Raw genomic sequence first — 24679 nt, forward strand, 5'->3', positions numbered from 1 at the left:
ACCGCTTCCGGTCCCGAAATCAGCCCCTGAATTCTGGAGGAATTGCCTATGTCCGACGCCGTCAAGGTCGGCTTTGTCCCGTTTTCCGCGGCGTCCCGCGGCATTCTGGTGGTGTTTTGCGACGATGCGCTGAAGTTCGGCGCGGCGACCCGCAAGGCGCTGGGATCAGCGGCCGACACTGTCAAGCGGGCAGCGGCGGCCAACCAGTTCAAGGGCAAAAGCGGCGCGGCGCTGGACATCCTGGCGCCGGGGGGAATCAAGGCGCCGCGGCTGATCGTCGTCGGTCTCGGCAAACCGTCGGCGCTGAAGGAGAAGGATTTTCTCAAATTCGGCGGCGTTACCGCCGGCAAGCTCAATGCCGCCAGCGACGCCGTCACCATCATCGCCGAACTGCCCGATGGCGCGATGCAGCCTGATCAGGCCGCAGCCGTCGCGGCGGGCGTCCGGCTGCGCGCCTATAAATTCGACCGCTACAAGACCAAGAAAAAGGACGAAAACGGCGCCTTGCGATCAGATGTTTCGATTGCGGTGGCTGACGTTGCCGCCGCTCGCAAAGCCTTCGCGCCGGAATCGCACGTCGTCGATGGCGTGATCATCGCGCGCGAGCTCGTCAACGAGCCGCCGAACGTGCTTTTCCCGATCGAGTTCGCTCGCCGCGCCAGTCAGCTCAAGAAGGTCGGCGTCAATGTCGAGGTGCTCGACGTCAAGGCGATGACCAAGCTCGGCATGGGTGCGCTGCTCGGCGTCGGCCAGGGCTCGACCCAGCCCAGCCGCACCGTGATCATGCGCTGGAACGGCGGCAAGAAGGGCGAGCAGCCGGTTGCCTTCATCGGCAAGGGCGTCTGCTTCGACACCGGCGGCATTTCCATCAAGGGCGCCGCCAGCATGGAAGACATGAAAGGCGACATGGGGGGAGCTGCCTGCGTCGTCGGCCTGATGCATGCGCTGGCGGCGCGCAAGGCCAAGGTCAACGTCGTCGGCGCCATCGGCCTCGTCGAGAACATGCCTGACGGCAATGCCCAGCGTCCCGGCGACATCGTGACCTCGATGTCGGGGCAGACCATCGAAATCATCAACACCGATGCCGAAGGCCGGCTCGTGCTGGCCGACGTGCTCTGGCACGTCAACAAGAAGTTCAAGCCGAAATTCATGGTCGATCTGGCCACGCTGACCGGCGCGATCATGGTCGCGCTCGGCACTGAACATGCGGGCTTGTTCTCCAACAATGACGAGTTGTCGGAACGGCTGAGCAAGGTCGGCCTTGAGACTGGCGAGAAAGTCTGGCGTCTGCCGCTCGGTCCGGAATACGACAAGCTGATGGATTCGCAATTTGCCGACATGAAGAATGCCGGTGCACGGTACGGCGGCTCGATCACGGCCGCCCAGTTCCTGCAGCGTTTCGTCGACGATACGCCGTGGGCGCATCTCGACATCGCGGGAACCGCGATGGGCGCGCCGAAAACCGAGATCAATCACAGCTGGGGTTCAGGCTACGGCGTCCGTCTGCTCGACCGGCTGATCTCGGAATATTACGAAGCCAAAAAATAGCAGCGCAATAGCAGCGGAAGAGCAGAAACCTGCATGACGGAAGTCCTGTTCTATCATCTGCAGAACATGTCGCTCGAAAGCGTCCTGCCGCCGCTCCTGGAGAAGTCGCTGGAGCGGGGCTGGCGCGTGGTCGTGCAATCCACCTCGCAGGAACGCACCGATGCGCTCGATGCGCATTTGTGGACCTACAGCGACGATTCGTTCCTGCCGCACGCCACCTGGCGCGCCGCAGACGCGCCGGATCAGCCCATCATCCTCTCGACCGAGGAGGGCAATCCGAATCGCGCCAATGTCAGGTTCCTGATCGACAATGCCGCGCTGCCCGCGGATTCCGACAGCTACGAGCGCCTGGTGCTGGTTTTCAACGGCGACGATTCCGACGCGCTGACCGCGGCGCGTGGCGTTTGGACCGATTGCAAGGCCCGCGGCTTCGAGGTGACCTATTGGCAGGCCGACGAGCGGGGCCGCTGGCAGCGCCGACAATAGCGACATAAGACAATTAATGATAATTTGAAGTTTCTTCCGGCGGGCTTGTGGGTAGCCATGGTCGTGCCGCAAAGTGATGTTGGGACAAGTAGTTACATTAGGGGTGGGAGCCTGGGTCCAGCGTGCGAGACGGAACGTTCAATCGAAAGCCATTGCTGGCGTTGCTTCTGCTCGGTCCCGTGATCGCGGGCTGCAGCGGCGCGCCCGACCTGCTTTCGAAGGATGCAGATTGGTTTTCGCGTCCCAGCCGCATCTTCATCAAAAACATTTCGATCGAGACGCCGCCGCTCACGCCAGACAAGCCGGTCACGGCGGAAGATCTCGTCTCCGCCGACGGCGCCTGTCCGGGAATGGCGCCGCCGCCCGGTGCGGCCGACGCCAATGCGCAGGCGGGTAGCAGTCCGCCGCCCTCGACGACCGGTACCGTCGCACTTGGCCATACCGAATGCGACGTGGTGCGCGGCATCGGCGCGCCCGACAACGTCAACTTCTCCAATAACGGCCGCGGCGATCGCGTTGCTATCGTTACCTATTCGCGCGGCCAGCGCGCCGGCATCTACACCTTCACCGCCGGACGTCTGTCGTCGATCGAGCGCGGGCCCGAGCCGGTGCAACAGCCGAGGGGCGCCAAGCCGAAGCGAAAGCCGGCAGCGACGTAAGCCGCTTTCCATTTTTGCAGAGTCGTAGGGTGGGCAAAGCGCAGCGTGCCCACCAAATTCTTGCGGTGACCGCAATGGTGGGCACGGCGCAAGCGCGCCTTTGCCCACCCTACGATTCTTCACGCGTATCGGCGCCTTTCGCTAGGAAGGCTAACCCGTCGCCTCGTCATATTGCGAACTAGCCTCCAGCCAGTCTTCCTCAGCGCGCTGTAGTGCGCTTGCGGCACCGGCGCGGGCCTTGCTGAGCTGGGCGGCCTGCTTCGGATCGCGCGTGAACAGGTCCGGCAGCGCGAGCGCGGTGTCGATCTTGGCGATGATGCCGTTGATGCGCGCGATCTCGGCCTCGGCCTCGGCGATTTTCTGCCGCAGCGGCGTGCGCTTTTCGCTTTTGCCGCGCTCGGGTTTTGCGTTTTCCTTTGCGCGCTCATTGCCACGGTCGCGCGAAGCGGGTCTGACGTCGCGGATCGACAGCACCATCCGCCGATAATCGTCGAGATCGCCGTCATAGGTCGTCACTGTCTGGTTGGCGACCACCCACAATTGATCGGCGCAGGCTTCGATCAGATAGCGGTCATGCGAGACCATGATGACGGCGCCGGGAAATTCATTGATGGCTTCGGCCAGGGCGGCGCGGCTGTCGATGTCCAGATGGTTGGTCGGCTCGTCCAGGATGATCATGTTGGGGCCGTAGAACGTCGCGAGGCCGAGCAGCAGCCGCGCCTTCTCGCCGCCCGACAGGCTCTTCACCAGGGTGTCGCCGGCCTTGCCGGAAAATCCGATGGCGCCGACCCGCGCGCGCACCTTGCTCTCGGGCGTCTCGGGCATCAGCTTGCGGACATGGTCGTAGGGCGAGCCATCGAGGTTGAGTTCGTCGACCTGATGCTGCGCGAAATAGCCGACCGACAGTTTTTCCGCGCGCGTGATCCGTCCCGAGAACGGCGGCAGCTTGTTCGCGAGCAGTTTTACAAGTGTCGATTTGCCGTTGCCGTTCGATCCCAAGAGTGCGATGCGATCCTCGGTGTCGATCCGCAGCGTGACGCGGTTGAGCACGGGCTTTTTGGGATCGTAGCCGACAGAGACGTCATCGACCGCGATGATCGGCGGCGACAGCATCTTTTCAGGCGTCGGGAATGAAATCTCGCGCACGTCCTGTGTCACCAGCGCCGTGACCGGTTTCATCCGCTCCAGCATTTTCACGCGCGACTGGGCCTGGCGCGCCTTGGACGCTTTCGCCTTGAAACGGTCGACGAAGGCCTGCAGCCGCTTGCGCTCGTCCATCTGCCGCTTGGCGTGCTTGGCGTCGAGCATCTCGCGCGTGGCGCGCTGCTCCTCGAACGACGAATAGGTGCCCTTGTAGAGGGTCAGCTTGCCGCGATCGAGATGCAGGATCTGGTCGACCGACGTGTCGAGCAGATCGCGATCATGGCTGATCACGATCACCGTGCGCGGATAATTCGCCAGATGGTCTTCCAGCCAGAGCGTGCCTTCAAGGTCGAGATAGTTGGTGGGCTCGTCGAGCAGCAGCAAATCGGGCGCTGCGAACAGCGTCGCGGCGAGTGCGACGCGCATGCGCCAGCCGCCGGAGAATTCCGAACAGGGGCGGGCCTGATCCGCGGTCGAGAAGCCGAGGCCCGAGAGGATCGCCGCGGCGCGGGCAGGCGCCGAATGCGCATCGATATCGACCAGCCTGGTCTGGATCTCGGCGATCCGGTGCGGATCGTCGGCGGTCTCGGCTTCCTGCAACAACGCGTCGCGTTCCAGGTCGGCCTTCAGCACGACGTTGATGAGGCTTTCCGGCCCGTCGGGCGCTTCCTGCGCAAGGCTGCCGATGCGCCAGCGCGGAGGTATCGAGATGCTGCCGGATTCGGTCGGCAAATCACCGCGAATCGCGTGAAACAGCGTCGATTTCCCGACGCCGTTGCGGCCGACAAAGCCGACGCGCGCGCCGGGCACGATCTGTACCGAGCTGTCCTCGATCAAAAGCCGTCCGGCAATCCGGATCGAGATATCTGTGATTGAAAGCATGCGGCCTTGTCACCGGACCCGCCGCCAAACGCAACCGATTTATCTGACGAATAGGCGCTCCCAAGGCTCCCGATACAGGTTAACGCCGCTCCTTCTCGCGCCGGCGGAGCTCATCGATCAATTGCTGCAAGTGGGGCGAGAGTTCGGTTTCCGGACGCATATACTGCTGCAAGCGTTCGCCGACGGCATCGCAAATCGATTGCGAAGTCCGGTGATCGATCTGCTTGAAAACGGGATTGATTCGGCTATCCATGGCGAGTTCCAGCATCGCTTTTGAGTAAATCTGAGTAAGTTTCTGCAGGATCAAGTCACGAGGCTGCGATTTGTTTCCGGTTGCAGAACTCCCATGCATGCATCTGAAGCGAGCCGGAAAAGCACAGTCCCACGGGGTTCCCTGAATGGCCGGGGGCAATAGTGCGCCCGCCGAAGCGGACGCGGCCCACTCCCAGCGAAGCCCCGGCAATGCAAGGCGATCGATCGCGAAACGCGATCGTCCTATCGCGAAGCGTGATCGTCTCCGCGAGGTCTCGGCGCCGATAGCGCGCCATCCGTGAGCTCGCTTCGGATCGGCCCGCAAGACGCCCGATTGCCTGAAACCCTAACGTGCTGAACGCCCTCGGGCCGGCGTGAAATGGCTGCAATCAAGGGCTCGAAGCGTTTTCGGCCGAAAGCCCGGCCTGGACGTGATCCGGGGGCGGGCAGGGGTCTGGCCAGCGAAAACGCGTCAAAACTGCGCGACAGCGCGGCATTGGGTCGCTTGCCGTCGCAGGACTGCGCCGATATAAGCCCCCAACTCCCAATCAGTGTTTGTAAGGACGTAACTATGGCGATGGAACGCACTTTCTCGATCATCAAACCCGACGCGACCGAGCGCAATCTGACTGGCGCCGTCAACGCGTTGATCGAGAAGGCGGGTCTTCGGATCGTGGCCCAGAAGCGCATTCGCATGACGCGCGACCAGGCTGAAACCTTTTACGCGGTCCACAAGGCGCGTCCGTTCTTCGGCGAACTGGTCGATTTCATGACGTCGGGCCCGGTCGTGGTGCAGGTGTTGCAGGGCGAGGGTGCGGTGCTGAAATATCGCGACGTGATGGGCGCCACCGATCCGTCGAAGGCGGCCGAGGGCACGATCCGCAAGGTTCACGCCAAGTCGATCGGCGAGAATTCGGTGCATGGTTCGGACGCGACGGAGACGGCCGCGATTGAAATCGCGCAGTTCTTCTCCGGCAACGAAATCGTCGGTTAATTCAAAACGAGCGGCGCGCAAGCGCCGCCCAGGACGGCCAAGCGCCGGGGGGAGCATGCTGTGAACTGGGTGCTGCAAATTTTCGATCCGGCGACGATCTCGAGCTTCTTCACGCAGTTCCAGGCCGAGATGCAGCAGCCCGCCTTCTGGGTCGCGCTCGGCAAGATCATGTGGATCAACATCCTGCTGTCGGGCGACAATGCGCTCGTCATCGCGATGGCGTGCCGCGGGCTGCCGCCGCGCCAGCGGTTCTGGGGCATGATCCTCGGCGCCGGCGTCGCCGTTGGGCTGCGCATCATCTTCACCGGCATCGTCGTGTCGCTGATGGCGCTACCGTTCCTCAAGCTGGTCGGCGGACTGGCGCTGCTCTACATCGCGGCCAAGCTGTTGGTGCCCGAAGATGAAGGTGAGGGCGACGTGCACGCGGCGGCGCATCTGTGGGCTGCCGTGCGCATCGTGGCGATCGCCGACATCGTGATGAGCCTCGACAACGTGATCGCGGTTGCGGCGGCCGCCAATGGCAGCATTCCCCTGCTGGTGATCGGCCTTGCGATCAGCGTTCCCCTGATCGTTGCCGGTGCGGCGCTGATCATGGCGCTGCTGACGCGCATGCCGGCTCTGGTGTGGGCCGGTGCAGGCCTGCTCGGCTGGGTCGCGGGCGAGGTGATGGCCACCGATCCTGCCGTCGTTCCGCATTTGCGTGCGCTTTCCGATGGGCCGATCGGCGTTTCGCTCGACAAGCTATTCGGCTGGACCGGCTTGCACTTCGCCAATGGCGGTCATGGTGCCGAAGTGGTGTGCGGCCTGATCGGCATCGCGATCGTGCTGGTGGTGGGATCGATGTGGCGCAAAAGCGCGCAGCAAAAACACGCCGCCGAGCACGCCGCCAAGGCGGCGTAGGTGTTCAGACGGCGGATTGCGTAGCGAACTGCTCGCATCGCGACACGGTAACGCCCGGGAATCTCCCGGGCGTTTTTATGTGAGCTTGGAGGTCTCGGCGATCCGTCGCATCCATGCTTGGGGCCGTTGCGCAATGAGACAGGGATTAGTTCTGTCTTACCGCCGCACGATCGAGCCGGAGCGTCCGACCAGCCGCGCCAGTTGCTTGAAGCGGCTGCCGACACGGTCGGCGACCAGATCGACCATCCGGTGCTCGAACACCAGCATCAGCTTGCGGCCCTGGCTGCGGAAATGCGTCGCGGGCAGCACGCCGGTCCGCGCCGCCGAGATCAGATGCGCAACGCGGAACGCCGCGCCCAGCATTCTGGCGCGTTCGTCCATCGCCGGAGGCACCAGCTCGCGGATCCGCGCCGGCGGTTCGTTTTCCTCGCTGAGACCGGCGTAGCGATAAAACACCGACAGCGCGACAAAGGCGCGGCCCTGGTGGCTGATCGAGCCGAAATTGCCGTTGGTGATCAGGCTCAGCGTCTCCTCGCCGCGATGGTCCGGATGCACCCGCCAGCCGATGTCGGACAGCAGGCATGCGGCGTGGCGCAGCCGCCGTTCCTCGACGGTTTCGCGCAGCTTGACGACCCTGACCAGACGATCGGTCCACGAGACCAGTTCTTCGGCATGGCGGGCGGACCGCGACAACAGCTGGTTCAGCGTTTGCGCGGCGCAGATAAATCCATCGAGGGCGCGCTCGGATGGCGGCAGCTTCTCGTAGAGCAGCCCCTCGCGCACGCCGAAGGTCGAGAACACGATGGTCTTGGGCCTGGCAACGCGAATGATGTGTTCGAGCACCAGCGCCGCGTAGGTCAGCAGCGGCCGCCGCGCGTCGGAGATCATCTCGATATTGGCCAGCATGTTGGCCGCGGCCAGCCGCCTCAGCCGCTGCGCGAAGTCGAGCGCTTCCGCCGCCGGGATCGAATAGCCGTGCATCACCCGCAGCGGGTAGTCGCTCTGGATGATGTGGATACGCGCCAGCGCGCGCCAGGTGCCGCCGACCGCATAGAAGGTGCGGCCGCGGCCGGCCTTGAGCTGGGCGACGTCGGACAGTTCGTCCCGGACTATTCGGTCGGCGCGTTTCAGCGATTTGTCCGACAGATCCTGCAGCGCCAGGCTGCCGAGCGGCAGCGTGACGCCGCTGCGGACGCGGTTGCGGTGCACGTCGATCAGTTCGAGCGAACCGCCGCCGAGATCGCCGACGATGCCGTCGGGATTGTGCACGCCGGACACGACTCCGAGCGCCGACAATTTGGCCTCGCGCGGTCCCGACAGGATTTGAATGGGGGCGCCGCAGATGCGCTCGGCCTTGGCGATGAAATCGGGGCCGTTGGAGGCGTCGCGGCAGGCCGCCGTGGCGATCGCATAGACGCGGCCGACCTTCTGGATCTTGCACAACGCGCGAAACCGCCGCAGCGCGGTCAATGCCTTGGCGACGGCGTCGGTCGCCAGCAGCCCGGTGGTCTGGACCTCGCGGCCGAGCCCGCACAGCGCCTTCTCGTTGAAGATCGTGACGAGGCTGCGCGCCATCGTTTCATAGACGACGAGACGAACCGAGTTCGAGCCGATATCGATGACGGCGACGCTGGTAGCGCGCTTGCGCGGCCGCTTCAACGCCAATCCCCCATGTGACGCAACCCGCTAGGACGAATGCTGACGCTCATTACGGCGCGTGAGGCGGCGCGGCGAAGATTCCTTGAGAGACTTTCCACGGCCTGACAGACTCGGATTCGTCATGAAGTAGTTGTGCAGATTGAACGGCTCTTCGCCTTTCGCGGCCTTCATACGCGTTGAAGACCCGTCCGGCAACAATTGCCAGCTTTGCTCGGTATCCTTCAGGTTCGCGACCATGATCTGTTCGAGAACCTGCTGATGCACCGTAGGATTTTGCAGCGGACAGAGCACCTCGACGCGGCGGTCCAGGTTGCGCGGCATCATGTCGGCGGACGAGATATACACAGCAGCTTTTGTGCTCGGCAGGCCTTGACCCATGCCAAAGCAGTAGATTCGGCCGTGTTCGAGGAAGCGGCCGATGATGGACTTGACGCGGATGTTTTCGGAAAGTCCGGGCAGCCCGGGCCGCAGGCAGCAGATGCCGCGTACCACGAGATCAATCGAAACGCCGGCCTGCGACGCCTCATACAGCGCATCAATGATGTCGGGATCGACCAGCGAGTTCATCTTCATCCAGATCGCGCCGGGCTTGCCATGGCGGATGTAACTGGTCTCGCCCTTGATGTGCTCGATGATGCGCTTGCGCAGCGTCAGCGGCGACACCGCCATGCGCTCGATGTCGCTGGGTTCGGCATAGCCGGTGATGTAGTTGAACACCCGCGCCGCATCGCGCCCGATGATCGGATCCGAGGTGAAGTAGGACAGGTCGGTATAGATGCGCGCGGTGACCGGATGGTAGTTGCCGGTGCCGGTGTGCACATAGGTGGTGAGGTTGCCGCCCTCGCGGCGCACCACCATCGACAATTTGGCGTGGGTCTTCAGTTCGATGAACCCGTACACCACCTGCACGCCGGCGCGTTCGAGGTCGCGCGCCCAGCGGATATTGGCTTCCTCGTCGAACCGGGCCTTCAGTTCGATCAATGCGGTCACCGACTTGCCGGCTTCGGCGGCTTCGGCCAGCGCGCGCACGATCGGCGAGTTGTTCGAGGTGCGGTACAGCGTCTGCTTGATGGCGACCACGTCGGGGTCGCGGGCGGCCTGTTGCAGGAATTGCACGACGACGTCGAAGGATTCGTAGGGGTGATGGACCACCAGATCCTTCTGCCGGATCGCAGCGAAGATATCGCCGCCATGGTCGCGCACGCGCTCGGGATGGCGCGGCACATAGGGCACGAATTCGAGGTCGGGCCGGTCGAGTCGCGTCAGCTGCGACAGCTCGTTCATCGCCAGCACGCCGTCGACCAGGAAAATCTCGTCGTCGGCGGTGGACAGCGCCTGCTGCACGAAGGCGCGAAGCTCCTCCGGCATCTTGGCTTCGATCTCGAGCCGGATCACCGATCCGCGCCGCCGCCGCTTCAGCGCGGTCTCGAACAGGCGGACCAGATCCTCGGCCTCTTCCTCGATTTCCAGTTCGGAGTCGCGGATGATGCGGAAGGCGCCCTGGCCCTTGACGGTGTAGCCGGGGAACAGCCGGCCGATGAACAGGCCGGTGGCCTGTTCCAGGGTGATCAGGCGTACCGCGCCGTCCTTGCCCGCGGGCATGCGGATAAAGCGGTCGATCTTGCCGGGCATGCGGATCAGCGCGTTCATCGGCTTGCCGTCGGCGACCCGCGCCAAATGCAGCGCGATCGTGAAGCCGAGGCTCGGGATGAACGGGAAGGGGTGCGCCGGATCGATGGCGAGCGGCGTCAGCAGCGGGAAGATGTTGTGGAGGAAGTGATCCTCGATCCAGCTCCGCTCGGCCTTGGTGACGTCATGGCCATCGACCAGAATGATCCCGGTCTTGGACAGAATGGTGCGCAGGTCGCTCCAGATGGCCTGCTGGTCGGAGGCGAGTTCCGAAACCGTCTTGTTGATGGCGACGAGTTGCTCGGACGGGGTCAGGCCGTCGGGGCTGCGTTCGGCGATGCCTTCACGGACCTGCGCCTTGATACCGGCGACACGGACCATGAAGAATTCATCAAGGTTATTGGCTGAAATCGACAGGAACCGGACCCGCTCCAGCGTGGGGTGGCCGGGATTGACCGCTTCCTCGAGCACGCGGCGATTGAAGTGCAGCCAGGACTGCTCACGATTGATGAACCGCTCCGGGCTGGCGGCGATGGCCAGTGGCGCTTCGGCAATTGCGTCTTTTTCTGTTATTTCAATAGCTTGTGCCGAGTCCATGAAGTTTCGGTCCATCTCAGTTGGAGCGCAGCGCCAGTTTAGGCGGATGCCGTGCGCACCATGTGATAGTTGGATGACGTTTCGATGACATTGATGTTCCGCCCGCCGCCGCCGTCAAGGCGGCAGGGGCGTGACATGTCGCGCAGCGGCAGCAGCGCCCGTCAGGCGTTGCGCAGCAATTCGGCTGCCAGCGCCCGGGTCACCGGCCGGCCGAGCCGCAGCGCCTCGCTATCCAGCAGGTCGATGGCCTGGCGCGCAGCCGCATAGGACCGCTCGATCCGGCTGGCGAGATAGCTCACGACAGTCTCGTCGATGCTGAGCTGCCGGTCGGCGCAGAATTTGACGATCAGGCTGCGGAACAACAGATCGTCGGGCGGCAATAGCGGAACCGTCGGCACCGCGCGCAGCCGCGAGCGCAGATCGCGCAGCTCGACCTCGAACGCCGATGGCGCCATCCGCGCCGTCATCAGAATGAAGGCTTCGTCTTCCCGCCCCAGATTCATCAGGTGGAACATCGCACGCTCGTCGAAATCCCCCGGTTTCAGGTCCTCGACCACCAGCGCCCCCGTCGCAAGCGCGCCGGGTACGGCGGTGGGCGTCAAAGCGTGTGCGGATATCGAGCGGGCGCCGGCTTGCTCGGCCCAGATCGCGGCGAGATGGCTCTTGCCGGAGCCTTCCGGGCCTACCAGCAGCATGATGCGGTTGGGCCAGTCGGGCCAGCTTTCGATCAGCGCCAGGCCCGCCTCATTGGCCGGCCCTTCCAGAAAATTGTCGCGGGTCAGGCTTTCTGCATGCGGCAGCGCAAAGGCAAGCTGACGGGGTTGAACGCGAACTGCCACGCAAGTCTCCGGAACCATGGCGTTTTCAAGCGAAGTGGGTACCGGTTCGCGTGAGGACGCGTCAAACAAAACGCTTCAGACAAAACGCCTATTTGGCCTCGATCGTACTCATGTGCCGCACCCACTCCACGAGATAGAGGGAGACGGAAACCAAAGTAAAGACCGTAACAAAGCCCATCAGGATCAGGTCGTATGGGGTCGGCTTGAAGTTGAAGCCGAGCGACGCTAGCACCAGGGCGGCGAACGCCACCTGCGCCACCGTGTTGAGCTTCGAGACCATCAAGGGTTTCATCGGGATAGGCTTGTCGAACAACCATGACACAATCACGGCGGTGACGATCATGATGTCGCGCGACACCACCAGGATCACGATCCACAGCGGCACCGCGCCCCAGATTCCGAGCGAGACGTAGATCGAGACCAAAAGCGCCTTGTCGGCGAGGGGATCGAGCAGGGCGCCGAGCTCGCTGGTCATATTGAAGCGCTTGGCGAGGAAACCGTCGACGGCGTCGCTGACGCCGGCAATAACGAAGATAGCGAACGCGATCTCCATCTGCCTCGAGGCGATCGCCCAGACGATAATGGGCACCAGGATGATGCGACCCAGTGTAATGATATTCGGAATATTCAACTCGGTCGCTTCCCGGCTACCGGCCTAATTGCGTAACAGATCCGGCCCTTTGCGGGGCGGGCCGGTTGTTATCTACATAGTATATCGACCCCGTGCTTGCGAGCCATTGCAGGATCGCCGAAATCCTCGTAACCAGCCGTCTTCTGACGGGAATTGAGCATGATCGACCGCAAAAACGGGCTCACTTACGCCGATTCGGGCGTCGATATCGATGCGGGCAATCGCCTCGTCGATCTCATCAAGCCGATGGTGCGTGCCACCGCCCGCGCCGGCGCCGACGCCGAGATCGGCGGCTTTGGCGGGCTGTTCGACCTCAAGGCAGCCGGCTTCACGGACCCGGTGCTGGTGGCCGCGACCGACGGCGTCGGCACCAAGGTCAAGATCGCGATCGAGACCGGCCTGCATGGCGGAATCGGCATCGACCTGGTGGCGATGTCGGTCAATGACCTCGTGGTGCAGGGCGCCGAACCGCTGTTCTTCCTCGACTATTTCGCCTGCGGCAAGCTCGATCCGGAAGCTGCGGCTGCCATCGTGGCCGGCATTGCCGAGGGCTGCCGGGAGTCCGGCTGCGCCCTGATCGGCGGCGAGACCGCGGAAATGCCTGGCCTCTACAAGGACGGCGATTACGACCTCGCGGGCTTTGCTGTGGGGGCTGCCGAGCGCGGCACGCTGCTGCCGAGTTCAGACATTGCGATCGGCGACGCCGTGATCGGTCTTGCCTCCTCGGGCGTGCATTCCAATGGCTTCTCGCTGGTTCGAAAAATCGTTGAAAACACCGGCCTCGGCTTTGACGCCCCGGCACCGTTCTCGCCCGTGATGACGCTCGGCGGCGCGCTGCTGGCGCCGACGCGGCTCTATGTGAAATCGTGCCTGCGCGCGATCCGCGAAACCGGCGCCATCAAAGGCCTCGCCCACATCACCGGCGGCGGCTTCACCGACAACATTCCGCGCGTGCTGCCGAAGCATCTCGGGGTCGGCATCGATCTGGCGCGGCTGCCGGTATTGCCTGTCTTCAAATGGCTGGCCGAGCAGGGCGGCATCGCCGAGCTCGAATTGTTGCGCACCTTCAACTGCGGCATCGGCATGATCGCGATCGTCAAGCCGGATGCGATCGACAGGGTCACCGAAATCCTCACCGAGGGCGGCGAGACCGTCGCCCTGCTCGGTGAAGTGATCGCGGCGGAAGGCGAGCATCGCGTGGTCTATAACGGTCATCTGGACCTGTCGCGGTGACGCCGTGAAGCGCCGCGTCGCCATTCTGATCTCCGGGCGTGGATCGAACATGGCCGCGCTGATCGACGCGGCCAAAGCACCGGATTTCCCGGCGGAAATCGTCACCGTGATTTCCAACCGCGCCGATGCCGGTGGCCTGGAAAAGGCTGCTGCGAGCGGCATTCCCACGACCGTGATCGAGAGCAAGCCGTTCGGCAAGGACCGCGCAGCCTTCGAGGCGGTGCTGCAGCGGGCGCTCGATGAAAAGAATGTCGAGCTGATTTGCCTTGGCGGATTCATGCGGCTGTTTACCGCCGAATTCGTCAAACGCTGGTACGGCAAAATGCTCAACATCCATCCATCGCTGCTGCCGTCCTTTCCGGGCCTCGATCCGCACGGCCAGGCGCTGACGACCGGCGTGAAGATTTCAGGCGCCACCGTGCATTTCGTGATCCCGGAAACCGACGCGGGGCCGATTGTGATGCAGGGCGCGGTCGCGGTGGCCGATGGCGACACCGCCGAGACGCTGGCTCAGCGCATCCTCGGCATCGAGCACCGCATCTATCCCGAAGCGCTGCGGCTGCTCGCCAGCGGCAAGGTCCGCCTCGAAGGCGACATCTGCAGGATTTCGGGACAGGCCGCGCCGGACGGAACCCTGATTTGGCCCGCGGTGTGATGCGGCGCTTGTGGCCCGCTGCGGGATACCGCATCGAGCCACGACGATTCAGCGCGGCGCGGGCGGCTGGCTAACGGGCAGGCGCTGCGGCGGGCGGCCAGCGCTGGTCAAGCGGCGCCGGGGGCTCTGGCGGGGGCGCGCTGGCGCGCTGTGCCGGCGCTGGTTTGGGCCGGGCGGCGGCTAGGGGCGGCGCAGGTGCGGGGCCTGCAAAACAACTGATCGAGCCGATCGTGGTCGAACCATATTGCACGTAGCCGCTGGTCTGCTGCGGCGAATGTGGCGCATTGATCGGCAGATAGACCATGCAGATCGTGCCGTCGACTGGATCGCGCAATCGCTGGATGACGGTATCTTTCAACGGCCCTCCGAATTGCCGCTCGATCTGCATGGTCGGCATCTTGCTCCAATCCACCGGCTGGGCGTGCGCAAGCGGCGGCGACAGCGCAAGGCTTGCCGCACACACGCGCCATGTGGACAGGGCGCGCCGCCGGCCCTGCATTCGTCGACTTCGCCGCATCGCTGAATATCGCTGCTCAGAATTCAGCGGCCATGCCGACACGGCCGATATGTTCGGTGCCGCCGCCGTTCGAATAGCTGCCGAACAGCACGGTCGGCGCCGGGGTGTTGAGGCGATACGCAAGCCCGAGGCCCGCGCCATAGGCGCCCCGATAGGCGCCGCCGGTCGCCGATACCGTGAGCTTGCCTGCGGCGGAGGGCATGATGACGGGGGCGAGTGCTGCGCTGGCTGCGATGCCGCGGCGCGCTTCGGTGCGGTTGGCATCGACCTGGCTTTGCACGCCGTTGAGCTGGGTTTGCAGCCCGGTGACCTGACTTTGCAGGCCGGTAACCTGGCTCTGCAGCCCGGTGGCCTGGGTCTGCAGCCCCGCGGCCTGCGACTGGAAATTCGCCGTCGCGCTGTTGAGCTGGCTGATATTCGCAGCGTCCGTCGCACTGACGCCGGCGGCGACATTGGTGACGCGCCGCTCATTGCCGGCGGAGCCGACAGAGACCGTATTGGCGGCGGTGGCGGTCGAATTGGCGCCTAATGCGACGGAGTTGGTGGCGGTGGCGGAGGCATTGACGCCGACCGCAACGGCGCCGGTCGCCGTCGCGTTGGCGCTGGTGCCAAATGCCGCGCTGTTGACCCCCGATGCAGCGCTGTTGGCGCCGGCGGCCACGCTGTTGCTCCCGGAAGCGGTGCTGTTGTACCCAAACGACGCGCTTTCCTGACCGCCGGCACTGGCGCCGCGGCCGACCGCCGTCGCGCTGGCGGCTCCTGCCGTCGCGTTGGTGCCGAAAGTCGAGGCACTGTTGAAGTTTGCGGTTGCCCCGCTGCCAAAGGCCGCCGCGCTGGTGGCGGTCGCACTGGCACCGTTACCGACCGCCACGCTATCGCCGGCAGCGGTATTGGCGTTCGCGCTCGACCCGATCGCGATCGAGCCGGTGGTGCTCGATGCGTTGACGCCGATGGCGATCGAACCGGCGCCGGTCGCGTGCGCTGCGAGGCTGCCGGTGCCGCTCGCTGCAATCGCGCCAACGCCGGTGGCGAACGCGTTGTTGACCTCCGCGCCGCTGTAGCTGACGCCGTCCTCGGCGGCCAGCGCGCTCGAGATCGGCAATGCCATAGCGCCAATCAATGCGAGGATCGCAGGCGTTGCAAACTTGATCATAAATACCTCTGAAATTTCCTGTCTCCGCAGGGCTTATTCGACTGAGAGCAAACCGTCGTATCCCCGGTGGCATTCGGTGTGAACGGCATGGCACAGGCCGGGCAATTTCGCCTGATGTTGCGGATGCGTCACAGGAAAGCGGCGGTGGCGACGGGAAAATATGGACTGCGTGGCACTAATGGTGACGTCAGGGGAGCGCCACGTTGCGCAGCGATCGCACGGTATCGATGTTCACACGATGTTTGTGTGTTGAACTTTATATTCTGGCCGCTGACCTATGATGAAGCCAGCCGCGCGGGACCCAAGCACATCATGAATGACGCAATAGAACTATGAAGAAGGTCATTTTCTCTAGCGATGATTTGTCCGCCGAACTCGACGACAACGAACGGTTCAAACGCTTTAGGGAGCTTCATAGCGACCTTTATTGCGCGTTCGACTATTCCAGAATGAACGGCGAAGTATTTTCGGCGCGCTATCAATTCTCCCAATTCAGAACCGCGAGGACCAGCCAATTCAGCGGCACGGTCAACGGGTTCTCGCGAACGTTGCGGCACATTACCAAGGATCCGTTCGAACTTTTTGGAATCTCGTTCCACCGTGGCAGCGAAGCGATACGATGCGAGCAGATAGGCCGTGAAAGCATCATCGCGCCGGGCGAGGCGTCATTCTTTTCCGTGGCAGAGGCCATCAGATTTGAAGGAGAGGCACGTTTTGATTTCACGGCCGTCTCGGTATCTCGCCAAAATCTCATCGAACTGGTTGCCCATCCGGACGATCTCATTCTCGATCCATTCGACCCGAACGATCCGACGCTTCGGCATCTCGCGCGTTATCTCGACATCATCCAGGAGTCCAACGACGGCAGCGACGATCCGTCGCTGGACGCGCATATCGAGACGACGTTGGTGGATCTTATTGCGCTCGCGCTCGGCGCGCGCCGCGACGCATCCGAAGTGGCCCACAAACGCGGATTGCGCGCCGCCCGGCTCCAGGAAATCCTCCTGGCGATCCGAAAGGCGTTCACGGACCCGGGATTTTCATCAGAGCAGGCGGCGCGGATCGCCGGCGTGTCGCGCCGCTATGTCAACGACCTGCTTTCCGAGACCGGCAGCAGCTTCGCCGAGCGCGTCCTGGAGCTGCGCCTGCAAAAGGCGCGCATGATGCTGGCCGACCACCGCAACGATCGGCTCAAGATCGACGAGGTCGCGTTCGCCTGCGGCTTCAACGAGGTGTCGTATTTCCACCGTTGTTTCCGCCGCCGCTTCGGCGCGTCGCCGGCGCAATATCGTGGCAGCGGGGGCGGGGACGCCTAGTTCCGTTTCGCCCGTCTTGGACCAGGCCAGTGCCACCCAGTGCAAGGTACTGTGGCCGCCGAACAACAGCGGCTTCTATTCGGTCTCTGGTGAGGCCCGTAAGCGATTGACGCTGTGCACGAACTGGGCGCAAATCCGGGCTTGCCGACCGGCATGTCGTGCACTGTTTTCGAGCGGGCGCTTTCTTCGGGAATGAAATTGATGCGCGGCGCATCGCGAGCGGAGAGGATCGGGGGCGGTCGCGCGTTGGCGCGACTGGCGGCGATCGCGTTCGTGCTCGCGTTCGGCGTGTCTTCGGCGCAGGCACAGCTGACGCCGACACCGACGCCAACACCGACGGCCTCGCCGACGCCGACGCCCACGCCGTCCCCGACGCCGCAGATGATCAACTCAGCGGTGTCGTCGACCGCGACCATCACCAACCTCGGCAGCAATTTCCTGGAACGGTTCAGCACCACCAGCGGATTCAGCCGCATGATGCGGACCAATCCCGGCGGCGGCGGCGCCTCCGAGGCTGCGGAAACACCGCGCTACCGGACCTGGTTCGAGGGCTATGGCATTTCGGCCAACAACGGACCGCTCGGGTTTTTCGTCGGCGACACCCGCAAGACCTGGGGCGGCGTCGCCGGCATCGGCGCGCGCATCGCAACGGGCGTCAATGTCGGCTTCTCCGTCGACCAGAGCCGCACCGACATCGACGTGCCGCTGGCGTTGCAGTCGGCCAGGATCGACCTGACCCAGTTCGGCTTCAATGCCTCCGTGGATGCCGGGCCGTGGACCTGGGCCAGCGTGATCGTGCACGGTTTTGGCAACGTCAATTCGCGCCGCGATACCGGTTTGGGTTTCGCGACCGCCGGCTACAACGCCATGCTCGACGGCGTGCTGAGCGAAATCAGCTACTACTGGTCCAAGGACCAGTACCGCATCGTGCCCAAGGGCGCGGTCGAATATGTCCACGCCCAGACCGGAGCGTTCCAGGAGTTCGGCGGCCTCGATCCGGTGACGGCAACGGGCGCGACGGTGCAGCGCTTCCGCGTGCTTGTTGGTGCCGAGGTCGGGCATTACTGGATCTTCGATCAGAAGATTTTGGACCTGTCGGCCTATGGCAAGTTCGTCAACAACGTCGTGCAGAATTTCTCCGACACGACGGTGAGCCTCGGCGCCCAGAGCGTGACCTTCCAGGGCATCGGCGAAAGCCAGTACGGCGCGGATGCCGGCGCCTCGGCCTCGCTCAGCCTGACCAACACCGCGCGCCTCTACATCAACTACGACGCCAAATTCCGCGCCGCGATGCAGTCGCACCAGGGCACGTTCGGCCTTGAGCTGAAGTGGTGATTTTTCCTTCTCCCTCGCAAGCGGGGTCGAGACGAGCGAAGCTCGCTCGTAGAGGTCAGGGAAGCCGTGGAGCGGCTGGCGTCATTGAAACAACGCGCCTTCGCGCGTACAATTTCTCGCTCACCGTGGAGAAATCGAAATGGCGAACAAAGACGGCCATGGGCAAGCCAGCGACCCGCGTGAATTGACGCTCGATGAGCTCGACAACATCTCGGCCGGGCACGGCGTTGTCATCCCGCCTCAGGGCTTCGACAAACTCGAAACCCAATCGCCACCGCCGAAGCCGGTGAACCCGGTAGGAACCAAGATTATTTAGGCCGCGCGCCTAAACCGCCTTATCCCGATCGACCCTGACCACGCGGCCTTTTTCGATCGCGAGCGCCAGCCTGCCGTGCTTCAGCGACAGCGCCGCTTCGCCGAACAATTCGCGGCGCCAGCCATGCAGTGCGGCGACGTCGGCCTGATCGTCAGCCGCGATCTGCTCGAGGTCGTCGACGGTCGCGATCACCTTGCTGGCCACCGCATGACGCTCCGACGTCATCCGCAGCAGCACCTTCAACAACTCGACGATCGCAGCGCCATTCGAATTGCCGCGCGGCTTTTCAAGCTTCGGCAAGGTCGCAGGATCGCGTGCGATGCCGCGCTGTACGGCGGCGACGATGTCGCTGCCCCATTTGGAGCGGTCGAAACCCTTCGGCAGCGAGCGCAAATTGGCGAGACGCTCCAGCGAGGTCGGCGCATGGGTGGCGATGTCGCCGACCGCGTCGTCCTTCATCACGCGGCTGCGCGGCACGTCGCGGCTTTGCGCTTCCTGTTCGCGCCAGGCTGCGACTTCCATCAGCACGGCCAATTCCTTGGGCTTGCGCACCCGTGTCTTCAGCCGCTCCCAGGCGCGCTCGGGGTGGAAATCATAGGTCTTCGGCGAGGTCAGGACTTCCATCTCCTCGCTGACCCATTCGCTGCGGCCGCGCTTCTTCAAATCGGCGTCCAGCGCCGCGAACACATCGCGCAAATGGGTGACGTCGGAGACCGCGTAATGCATCTGGTCTGCGGTCAGGGGCCGGCGCGACCAGTCGGTGAAGCGATGCGTCTTGTCCGGGCGGTGGCCGGTGATGCGCTCGACCAGCGCGTCATAGGCGATGCTATCGCCATAGCCGAGCACCATCGCCGCCACTTGCGTATCGAAGATCGGGTGCGGAATGGTGCCGGACTGGTGCCAGACGATCTCGATGTCCTGCCGCGCGGCATGGAACACCTTCAGGACCGCCTCATTGCCCATCAATTCGAAGAACGGCTTGAGGTCGATGCCCTCGGCCAGCGTGTCGATCACGACGGCTTCGTCCGCGCTCGCCATTTGAACGACGCAGAGCAGGGGATAATAGGTCGTCTCGCGGAGGAACTCCGTGTCGACGGTAATGACCGGGTGCTTGGAGAGGCGATCGCAGGCAGCCGCGAGGTCGGAAGTGGTGGTAATCAGATCCATGAACAGTCCATGACGCTTACGACAGGCGTTCGGCCGAAAGCGCTGGTATGTCAAGGGTCTTTGGGCAAAATTTGGCCCTGGATAGGAGGCAAAGCACCGCTTTCTGCGTGCGCTTTGCGGCAGGACGCGCTTGGGGCGTGCCCTGCAAACGGTGGTTCCGGCCAAGGATCCCAGTTCGAGGCCAAGTCGAAGCCAAGTCGAAGCCAGGTCGAAGCCAGGCTGGCCGGAAGAATTACTCGTAACGGGCGCGCTTCGACGGCCGGCGCCCCGAGGGCAGCGCGAGCACGACGAGGCAGAGCGCTACCATCATCAGCCCGATGAACTCGATGGCAAAGACGTTCAACGAAAAGCCGTCCACGGCAATCTCTCCCCAGTACGCTCGTTAGAATTGTCGGGAGTGGATTGAGGGGATGTTAATCGAAATGGTTAAGCGCCGGGTCCGTCCGGCAATGGTGGATGGGCGCTTAAGAATTGGGGTTAACGGGCCGGGCCATATGCAACCGTGGGGCGAAGCCGCAATTGGCGCGAGTATTGCGATATGCGAGTCCACAAAATGGATTGCTCCCCGAACCAGCATTTCACACCGCCGGCATCGGCCCCGCGTGCTCGGCAGGAGCGACCTCTTCTCGTTTCAAGGGCAGGGTGAAATGAAAGGCGGCGCCGCAAGGTTTATTCGCGTCGGCCCAAATCCGTCCCCCTTGCGCTTCGATGATCGAACGGCAGATGCTTAGTCCCATGCCGAGGCCACTGGATTTGGTGGTGAAGAATGCGTCGAAGAGGTGCTCAAGGCTCGCCGGATCCAGTCCCGGACCGGTATCCCTCAAGCTGACGTGCACGCCGTTCGAGGCATCTGCGGCAGTGCTGATCAGCAACTCCCGCGTCCCCTCGCTGGCGCCGTTCATCGCTTCGATGGCGTTGATGATCAAGTTGAGGATCACCTGTTGCAGCTGGACCCGATCCGCTTGAATGAGCGGCAAGCCATCTGCGAGTTGCGTCCGCACCCAGACGCCGTTCTGTACTGCTTCGCCGCGGGTCAGGGCTATGACCTCGAGGATCGCCTGGTTGATCTCCAGGCGCTCCTTCCGCGGCGGAGCTTTCTTGATGAGGGCCCGGATCCAGCCGATGACGTCGCCGGCACGCTTGCCGTCACCCGCGATCTGACCGAGGATCTGCCGAACCTCGCCGAGGTTCGGTGGCTGAGCGGCTAGCCAGCGCAAGGCCGCCTGGGCGTTGAGCACGGTCGCGGCGATCGGCTGGCTGACTTCATGGGCGACCGAGGCCGTCAGCTGCCCCAGCGTGGAGACGCGATTGGCGTGGGCGAGCTCCGCCTGCGCGGAGCGCAAGGCCTCTTCGGCCCGCTTGCGTTCGGTGATGTGCCGCCCGACGCCGCGGTAGCCGACGAAGCGCCCCGATTCGTCAAACATCGGCAGCCCCGAGACGGACACGTAACGCTTGCTGCCGTCGGGGACAGGGCGCGCGAGCTCGAAATCACGGAACGGAAGGTGCGCATCGAGCGTCTGCCGGTGCTTGCGCCAGGCCTCTGCGTCGGGTTCCAGGTAAGGCACCTCCCAGCGCGTTTTCCCGATCTCGGCGCCCCTCGTCCACGCCGGCGCGTCTGCAAGGTTCTCGGCGAACTCCTGGTGAGTAAAGCGATGCTGCGCGTCGGTCTCCCAGTACACGTCGAAGGAGAATTGCACGAGGGTGCGAAAGCGCTCCTCGCTTTGCCGCAGCGCCTCTTCCGCCCGCTTGCGCTCGGTCAGATCGAGGACAAAGCCAACACCTTGATTTGTACCTTCTTCGAACATCGCCCCGCCGATCAGCACGTGGACGCGGCTTCCGTCCTTCCGCAAGTACGCTTTCTCGAACGGTTGGGCCGTCCCGATCCGCTTCAGCTCTGCCACGGTACGCGCGTCGCGGTCGCGCCATTCCGGCGGTGTCAGGGATGTCCGGTGCAGGCGGCCCGCGGTGAGATCCTCCCGGTCGTATCCCACCATGCGGAGAAACTCGTCATTGGCTTCAAGAATGCGCCCGTCGACTTCCCAGATGATGATCCCGATGATGTTGGCGTCGACCAGGCGCCGGATCTTCCTGTCACGCTCTTCGATTTCGCTCTGGAGCTGGACGTTCTCCTCTGTCGCTTTTCGCCGGCGCCTCGCTTCGAACCGTGCGAGCGCCAGCGCTGCCCCTGCCAGGACCGCGACAACGACGACAGCCGTAGCGATCAGCCAGGCTTTGCGCTGTTCGAGTGCCTTGGCGCGCCTCTCTTGATCCACGCGCAGGAAGCGCTCGTGGTCCACCATCTGGTCGATTTGCGACCGGATCTCGTCCAGGCTGCGGATCATCGCCAGCGCTGCCGGCCCAGAGCTGGTTCGGGCAGTATTGACGATGTCATCGATCTCGCGCAGCTTTGCTGCAACGGTCAGCGCCAGATGTCCCGCACGATGGTTCTGCAATGGATCGCTCGCTACCAGAGCCTGGAGCGCGTGGGCGTCGCGGCGCACGCTTTCGTCGGAGACGCCGTAGGCCTTGAGATATGAGGGGTCCAGAGTCAGCAGATACCCGCGCCTTTGGGCCTCCACGTCGGCGATGACTGTCCGCAGCCGATCCAGCGTCTCGAGCACCTGGCGACCACGCTCGAACAATAGATCTGCCGCTTGTCGCTCCTGCCAATATCTGAAGCCGAGAAACCCGGTCGCGACAACCACAGTTAGAAGAACCGCGACCACCAGCGCCAGCGGACGAGCAAACCACCGAGAGGACTGGCTTAGAGTGACTGACATTGGCCTGCTTCGATGCTCGCGTGAGCGATTATTTTCTGATGCCGACGCAGAACATTGCTAGTATAATGAAAACATAACCGCGGTCCGCGGGATGCGACGGGAACCGGCAAGCTCCACCGTGCAGATTACACGCAAGGGGCCAAAACGTCACGGGTAAGGCCCCGACCGCTTGTTGTGAAGGCAGATCCCCCGGCAGGAGCAACCACATGGCTCCAAACCACACGGCTCCAAACCACTTGGCTCCAAACTACTTGGCTACAGGTGAAAAGTTTCCGAGCAGTCCAAGCTCGGCCAGCCGGCGGAGCTTCGTCAAAGGATTGGGCGCGGCGGGGGCGACATTGCCGGCCCTCGCCATGCTGCCGCGGTGGGGTTTTGCGGAGGATGCCGCCGCGAGCTATGCCAGGGCTGCGATTGATTGGAAGCAATTTGCGGGGCAGACGATCACGCTCGCGGGCGCAATCCATCCCTGGTCGAACGCGATCACTCCGCTTTTGTGGGACTTCACCAAGCTCACCGGTATCATCGTCGCTACCGACTTCCGGTTGGAGACCGCGTATCTGGGCGCACTGCCGATCCAGCTCAACCGTGGCAGCAGCACCCCCGACGTCTTCATGTGGACGACCTATGGCCAGGGCATCGCGGCAGGATGGCTCGAGCCGCTGAACGGCTATTATTCAGACAAGTCGCTGACTGATCTCGGCTGGTACGACGAGAGCGACCTTCTCAAGACCGCCCGTGCCTTTCCGCTGTGGTCGGACCGCGAACGTTACGCCGTCCCGATCACCTCCGAGGCGGTGACCTTGTTCCTCAACGGCGATGCGCGGGCAGCCAAGAACCTGCCGGTTCCCCAGACTTTCGAAGAACTGCTTGCCGGCGCCAAGACGCTCAAGACCAACGAGATGTCCGGGATTGCCATGCGGGCGCAGGCCGGCGGCAATTCGTCCGTGCCGGCCATGAGCTTCGTGTTCTCTTACGGTGGGCACATGGTCAAGGACAACAAGGCCGCGTTCGCGAGCCCGGAGGCGATCGCGGCCGTCGAGATGTTCGGACAGCTGCTCAGCCAGGCCGGGCCGGTCGGCGTCGGCAGTTATGAATGGTACCACGTATTGGACGACTTCCTGCAGGGAAGGACGGCAATGGCCATCGACAGCAGCAACTTTGCGACCGACATCTCCAACCCGGCCAAGAGTCGCGTGACGAAGCAGGCTGAGTTTGCAGCTTTTCCGCATGCTGCCGGGCACGCATCCGTGCCCTTCATGTCGCACTGGCAGGCGTGCATCAATTCCAAATCGCGAAACAAGCGGGCAGCTTTCCTGTTCCTGCAGTGGGCGACAAGCAAGGCGACCTCGCTGCAGACCGCAGCGGCGGGGCTCGCGACGACACGCCTGTCGGCATGGTCGAGCGAGGGGTTCAAGAAGGCGTTCGGCCCGCAGGCCGCCGCAGCGGCGCTGACCAACTTGCAAAATGCCGACGTCGACCGCGCGAAGGCTATACTTTTCCATCCGCAATCGAGACCCATCATGGACGCCTTCATGATCGGCGTGAATGAAGTCGTCTCGGGAGCGAAATCGGCGAAGATTGCCATGACCGCCGCCGCCGAGAAGGCCAATGCGGTGATGCGCGGATAGTCAGGTCGGCTTCTTGGGTTGCGGGCGCCCGGCCGGGAAAAAATATAGTGCCGCTCGGCGTCAATCCGTTCCGCCGTGAAAGCTGTCCATCCAATACCGCGTCTGTGCGTCGGTCCAACCGGGAACGGCATAGCCCTTGGTGGCCGCAACAGGTTGGGCCGAGCGCGAATGGCCCGCATGCGGTTTGGAGTGCTGCACCTTTGCGGCGTTGGCAGAAGCACAGAGGGCGACCAAAAGGCCCAAGGCCAAAACAGCGCGCATTACATTTGCTCCAGGCAAACCCGTATAGCGCGAGGTAATGCGCGGGCCGCACCGCCGCAATCCATAGCGGCTTCACGATTCTGTGGCGTTTGCGCCAAA

Annotated in this window: 22 protein-coding genes; 11 read left to right on the plus strand and 11 right to left on the minus strand. The window is 63.6% G+C overall.

From position 1 onward, the window contains the following. The first annotated feature begins 48 nt into the window (after nucleotides 1–48). From JQ629_RS16160 to JQ629_RS16170, 3 genes are all read left to right on the plus strand, one after another. Nucleotides 49–1548, plus strand: coding sequence for a leucyl aminopeptidase (locus tag JQ629_RS16160; RefSeq protein WP_212413518.1), 1500 nt, complete (start codon nucleotides 49–51; stop codon nucleotides 1546–1548). A 33-nt stretch (nucleotides 1549–1581) separates the two neighbouring features. After that, on the plus strand, nucleotides 1582–2034 hold the full coding sequence (locus JQ629_RS16165; protein WP_211994614.1) for a DNA polymerase III subunit chi: 453 nt from the start codon (nucleotides 1582–1584) through the stop codon (nucleotides 2032–2034). A gap of 161 nt (nucleotides 2035–2195) precedes the next feature. Further along, nucleotides 2196–2693 carry a hypothetical protein gene (locus JQ629_RS16170; RefSeq protein ID WP_212413613.1) on the plus strand — a complete coding sequence of 166 codons (498 nt, stop codon included), beginning with the start codon at nucleotides 2196–2198 and terminating at the stop codon, nucleotides 2691–2693. 150 nt (nucleotides 2694–2843) lie between these two features. On the opposite strand, the gene JQ629_RS16175 is transcribed toward JQ629_RS16170, so the two are convergent. Together JQ629_RS16175 and JQ629_RS16180 are read right to left on the minus strand one after the other, a co-directional pair. Beyond that, on the minus strand, nucleotides 2844–4718 hold the full coding sequence (locus JQ629_RS16175) for an ABC-F family ATP-binding cassette domain-containing protein (RefSeq protein WP_212413519.1): 1875 nt from the start codon (nucleotides 4716–4718) through the stop codon (nucleotides 2844–2846). 79 nt (nucleotides 4719–4797) lie between these two features. Beyond that, entirely contained in the window at nucleotides 4798–5025 is a 228-nt protein-coding gene (locus JQ629_RS16180; RefSeq protein ID WP_212413617.1) for a hypothetical protein, read from the minus strand. A 516-nt stretch (nucleotides 5026–5541) separates the two neighbouring features. Between JQ629_RS16180 and ndk the strand changes: the two genes are divergently transcribed. Next, entirely contained in the window at nucleotides 5542–5964 is a 423-nt protein-coding gene (gene ndk / locus JQ629_RS16185) for a nucleoside-diphosphate kinase (protein WP_192740707.1), read from the plus strand. A gap of 60 nt (nucleotides 5965–6024) precedes the next feature. Further along, on the plus strand, nucleotides 6025–6864 hold the full coding sequence (locus JQ629_RS16190; RefSeq protein WP_212413520.1) for a TerC family protein: 840 nt from the start codon (nucleotides 6025–6027) through the stop codon (nucleotides 6862–6864). 156 nt (nucleotides 6865–7020) lie between these two features. Here the strand turns inward: JQ629_RS16190 and ppx are convergent, their stop codons facing one another. The 4 genes from ppx to JQ629_RS16210 form a co-directional block, all read right to left on the minus strand. Further along, a complete protein-coding gene (gene ppx, locus JQ629_RS16195; protein ID WP_212413521.1) occupies nucleotides 7021–8523 on the minus strand; it encodes an exopolyphosphatase in 1503 nt (500 codons plus the stop codon). Nucleotides 8524–8550: 27 nt separating this feature from the next. Beyond that, nucleotides 8551–10749 (minus strand): RNA degradosome polyphosphate kinase, encoded by a 2199-nt coding sequence (locus JQ629_RS16200; RefSeq protein WP_212413522.1) that lies wholly within the window; start codon nucleotides 10747–10749, stop codon nucleotides 8551–8553. A gap of 161 nt (nucleotides 10750–10910) precedes the next feature. Then, the gene (locus JQ629_RS16205) at nucleotides 10911–11588 is read right to left on the minus strand and encodes a P-loop NTPase family protein (RefSeq protein WP_212388542.1); all 678 of its coding nucleotides are present in this window, start codon (nucleotides 11586–11588) and stop codon (nucleotides 10911–10913) included. A gap of 88 nt (nucleotides 11589–11676) precedes the next feature. Further along, the gene (locus JQ629_RS16210; protein WP_192740702.1) at nucleotides 11677–12219 is read right to left on the minus strand and encodes a CDP-alcohol phosphatidyltransferase family protein; all 543 of its coding nucleotides are present in this window, start codon (nucleotides 12217–12219) and stop codon (nucleotides 11677–11679) included. 159 nt (nucleotides 12220–12378) lie between these two features. On the opposite strand from JQ629_RS16210, the gene purM reads away from it, so the two are divergent. Together purM and purN are read left to right on the plus strand one after the other, a co-directional pair. Further along, nucleotides 12379–13452, plus strand: a complete 1074-nt coding sequence (purM, locus tag JQ629_RS16215; protein ID WP_212413523.1) for a phosphoribosylformylglycinamidine cyclo-ligase — start codon at nucleotides 12379–12381, stop codon at nucleotides 13450–13452. 4 nt (nucleotides 13453–13456) lie between these two features. Continuing rightward, nucleotides 13457–14107: a phosphoribosylglycinamide formyltransferase gene (gene purN, locus JQ629_RS16220; RefSeq protein WP_212413524.1), complete on the plus strand. Its 651-nt coding sequence runs from the start codon at nucleotides 13457–13459 to the stop codon at nucleotides 14105–14107. Between the two features lie 70 nt (nucleotides 14108–14177). Here purN and JQ629_RS16225 read toward each other — a convergent pair whose 3' ends face one another. Further along, nucleotides 14178–14606, minus strand: a complete 429-nt coding sequence (locus tag JQ629_RS16225; RefSeq protein ID WP_212413525.1) for a hypothetical protein — start codon at nucleotides 14604–14606, stop codon at nucleotides 14178–14180. Between the two features lie 34 nt (nucleotides 14607–14640). After that, entirely contained in the window at nucleotides 14641–15777 is a 1137-nt protein-coding gene (locus JQ629_RS16230) for a YadA family autotransporter adhesin (protein WP_212413526.1), read from the minus strand. 332 nt (nucleotides 15778–16109) lie between these two features. On the opposite strand from JQ629_RS16230, the gene JQ629_RS16235 reads away from it, so the two are divergent. From JQ629_RS16235 to JQ629_RS16245, 3 genes are all read left to right on the plus strand, one after another. Next, nucleotides 16110–17093: a helix-turn-helix transcriptional regulator gene (locus JQ629_RS16235; RefSeq protein WP_212413527.1), complete on the plus strand. Its 984-nt coding sequence runs from the start codon at nucleotides 16110–16112 to the stop codon at nucleotides 17091–17093. A gap of 201 nt (nucleotides 17094–17294) precedes the next feature. Continuing rightward, nucleotides 17295–18428 (plus strand): autotransporter outer membrane beta-barrel domain-containing protein, encoded by a 1134-nt coding sequence (locus JQ629_RS16240; protein WP_212413528.1) that lies wholly within the window; start codon nucleotides 17295–17297, stop codon nucleotides 18426–18428. Nucleotides 18429–18567: 139 nt separating this feature from the next. Then, nucleotides 18568–18744, plus strand: coding sequence for a hypothetical protein (locus tag JQ629_RS16245; protein WP_212264770.1), 177 nt, complete (start codon nucleotides 18568–18570; stop codon nucleotides 18742–18744). Nucleotides 18745–18753: 9 nt separating this feature from the next. Here the strand turns inward: JQ629_RS16245 and rnd are convergent, their stop codons facing one another. The 3 genes from rnd to JQ629_RS16255 all read right to left on the minus strand — a co-directional run bounded on the left by rnd (nucleotide 18754) and on the right by JQ629_RS16255 (nucleotide 22691). Next, entirely contained in the window at nucleotides 18754–19911 is a 1158-nt protein-coding gene (gene rnd, locus JQ629_RS16250) for a ribonuclease D (protein ID WP_212264769.1), read from the minus strand. 232 nt (nucleotides 19912–20143) lie between these two features. Then, the gene (locus JQ629_RS37520; RefSeq protein ID WP_283815936.1) at nucleotides 20144–20269 is read right to left on the minus strand and encodes a hypothetical protein; all 126 of its coding nucleotides are present in this window, start codon (nucleotides 20267–20269) and stop codon (nucleotides 20144–20146) included. 220 nt (nucleotides 20270–20489) lie between these two features. Beyond that, nucleotides 20490–22691, minus strand: a complete 2202-nt coding sequence (locus tag JQ629_RS16255; protein WP_212413529.1) for a PAS domain S-box protein — start codon at nucleotides 22689–22691, stop codon at nucleotides 20490–20492. 338 nt (nucleotides 22692–23029) lie between these two features. On the opposite strand from JQ629_RS16255, the gene JQ629_RS16260 reads away from it, so the two are divergent. Further along, on the plus strand, nucleotides 23030–24319 hold the full coding sequence (locus JQ629_RS16260) for an extracellular solute-binding protein (protein ID WP_249135089.1): 1290 nt from the start codon (nucleotides 23030–23032) through the stop codon (nucleotides 24317–24319). The last annotated feature ends 360 nt before the right edge of the window (nucleotides 24320–24679 follow it).

Source organism: Bradyrhizobium sp. AUGA SZCCT0222, from assembly GCF_018130205.1.
Lineage (GTDB): Bacteria > Pseudomonadota > Alphaproteobacteria > Rhizobiales > Xanthobacteraceae > Bradyrhizobium.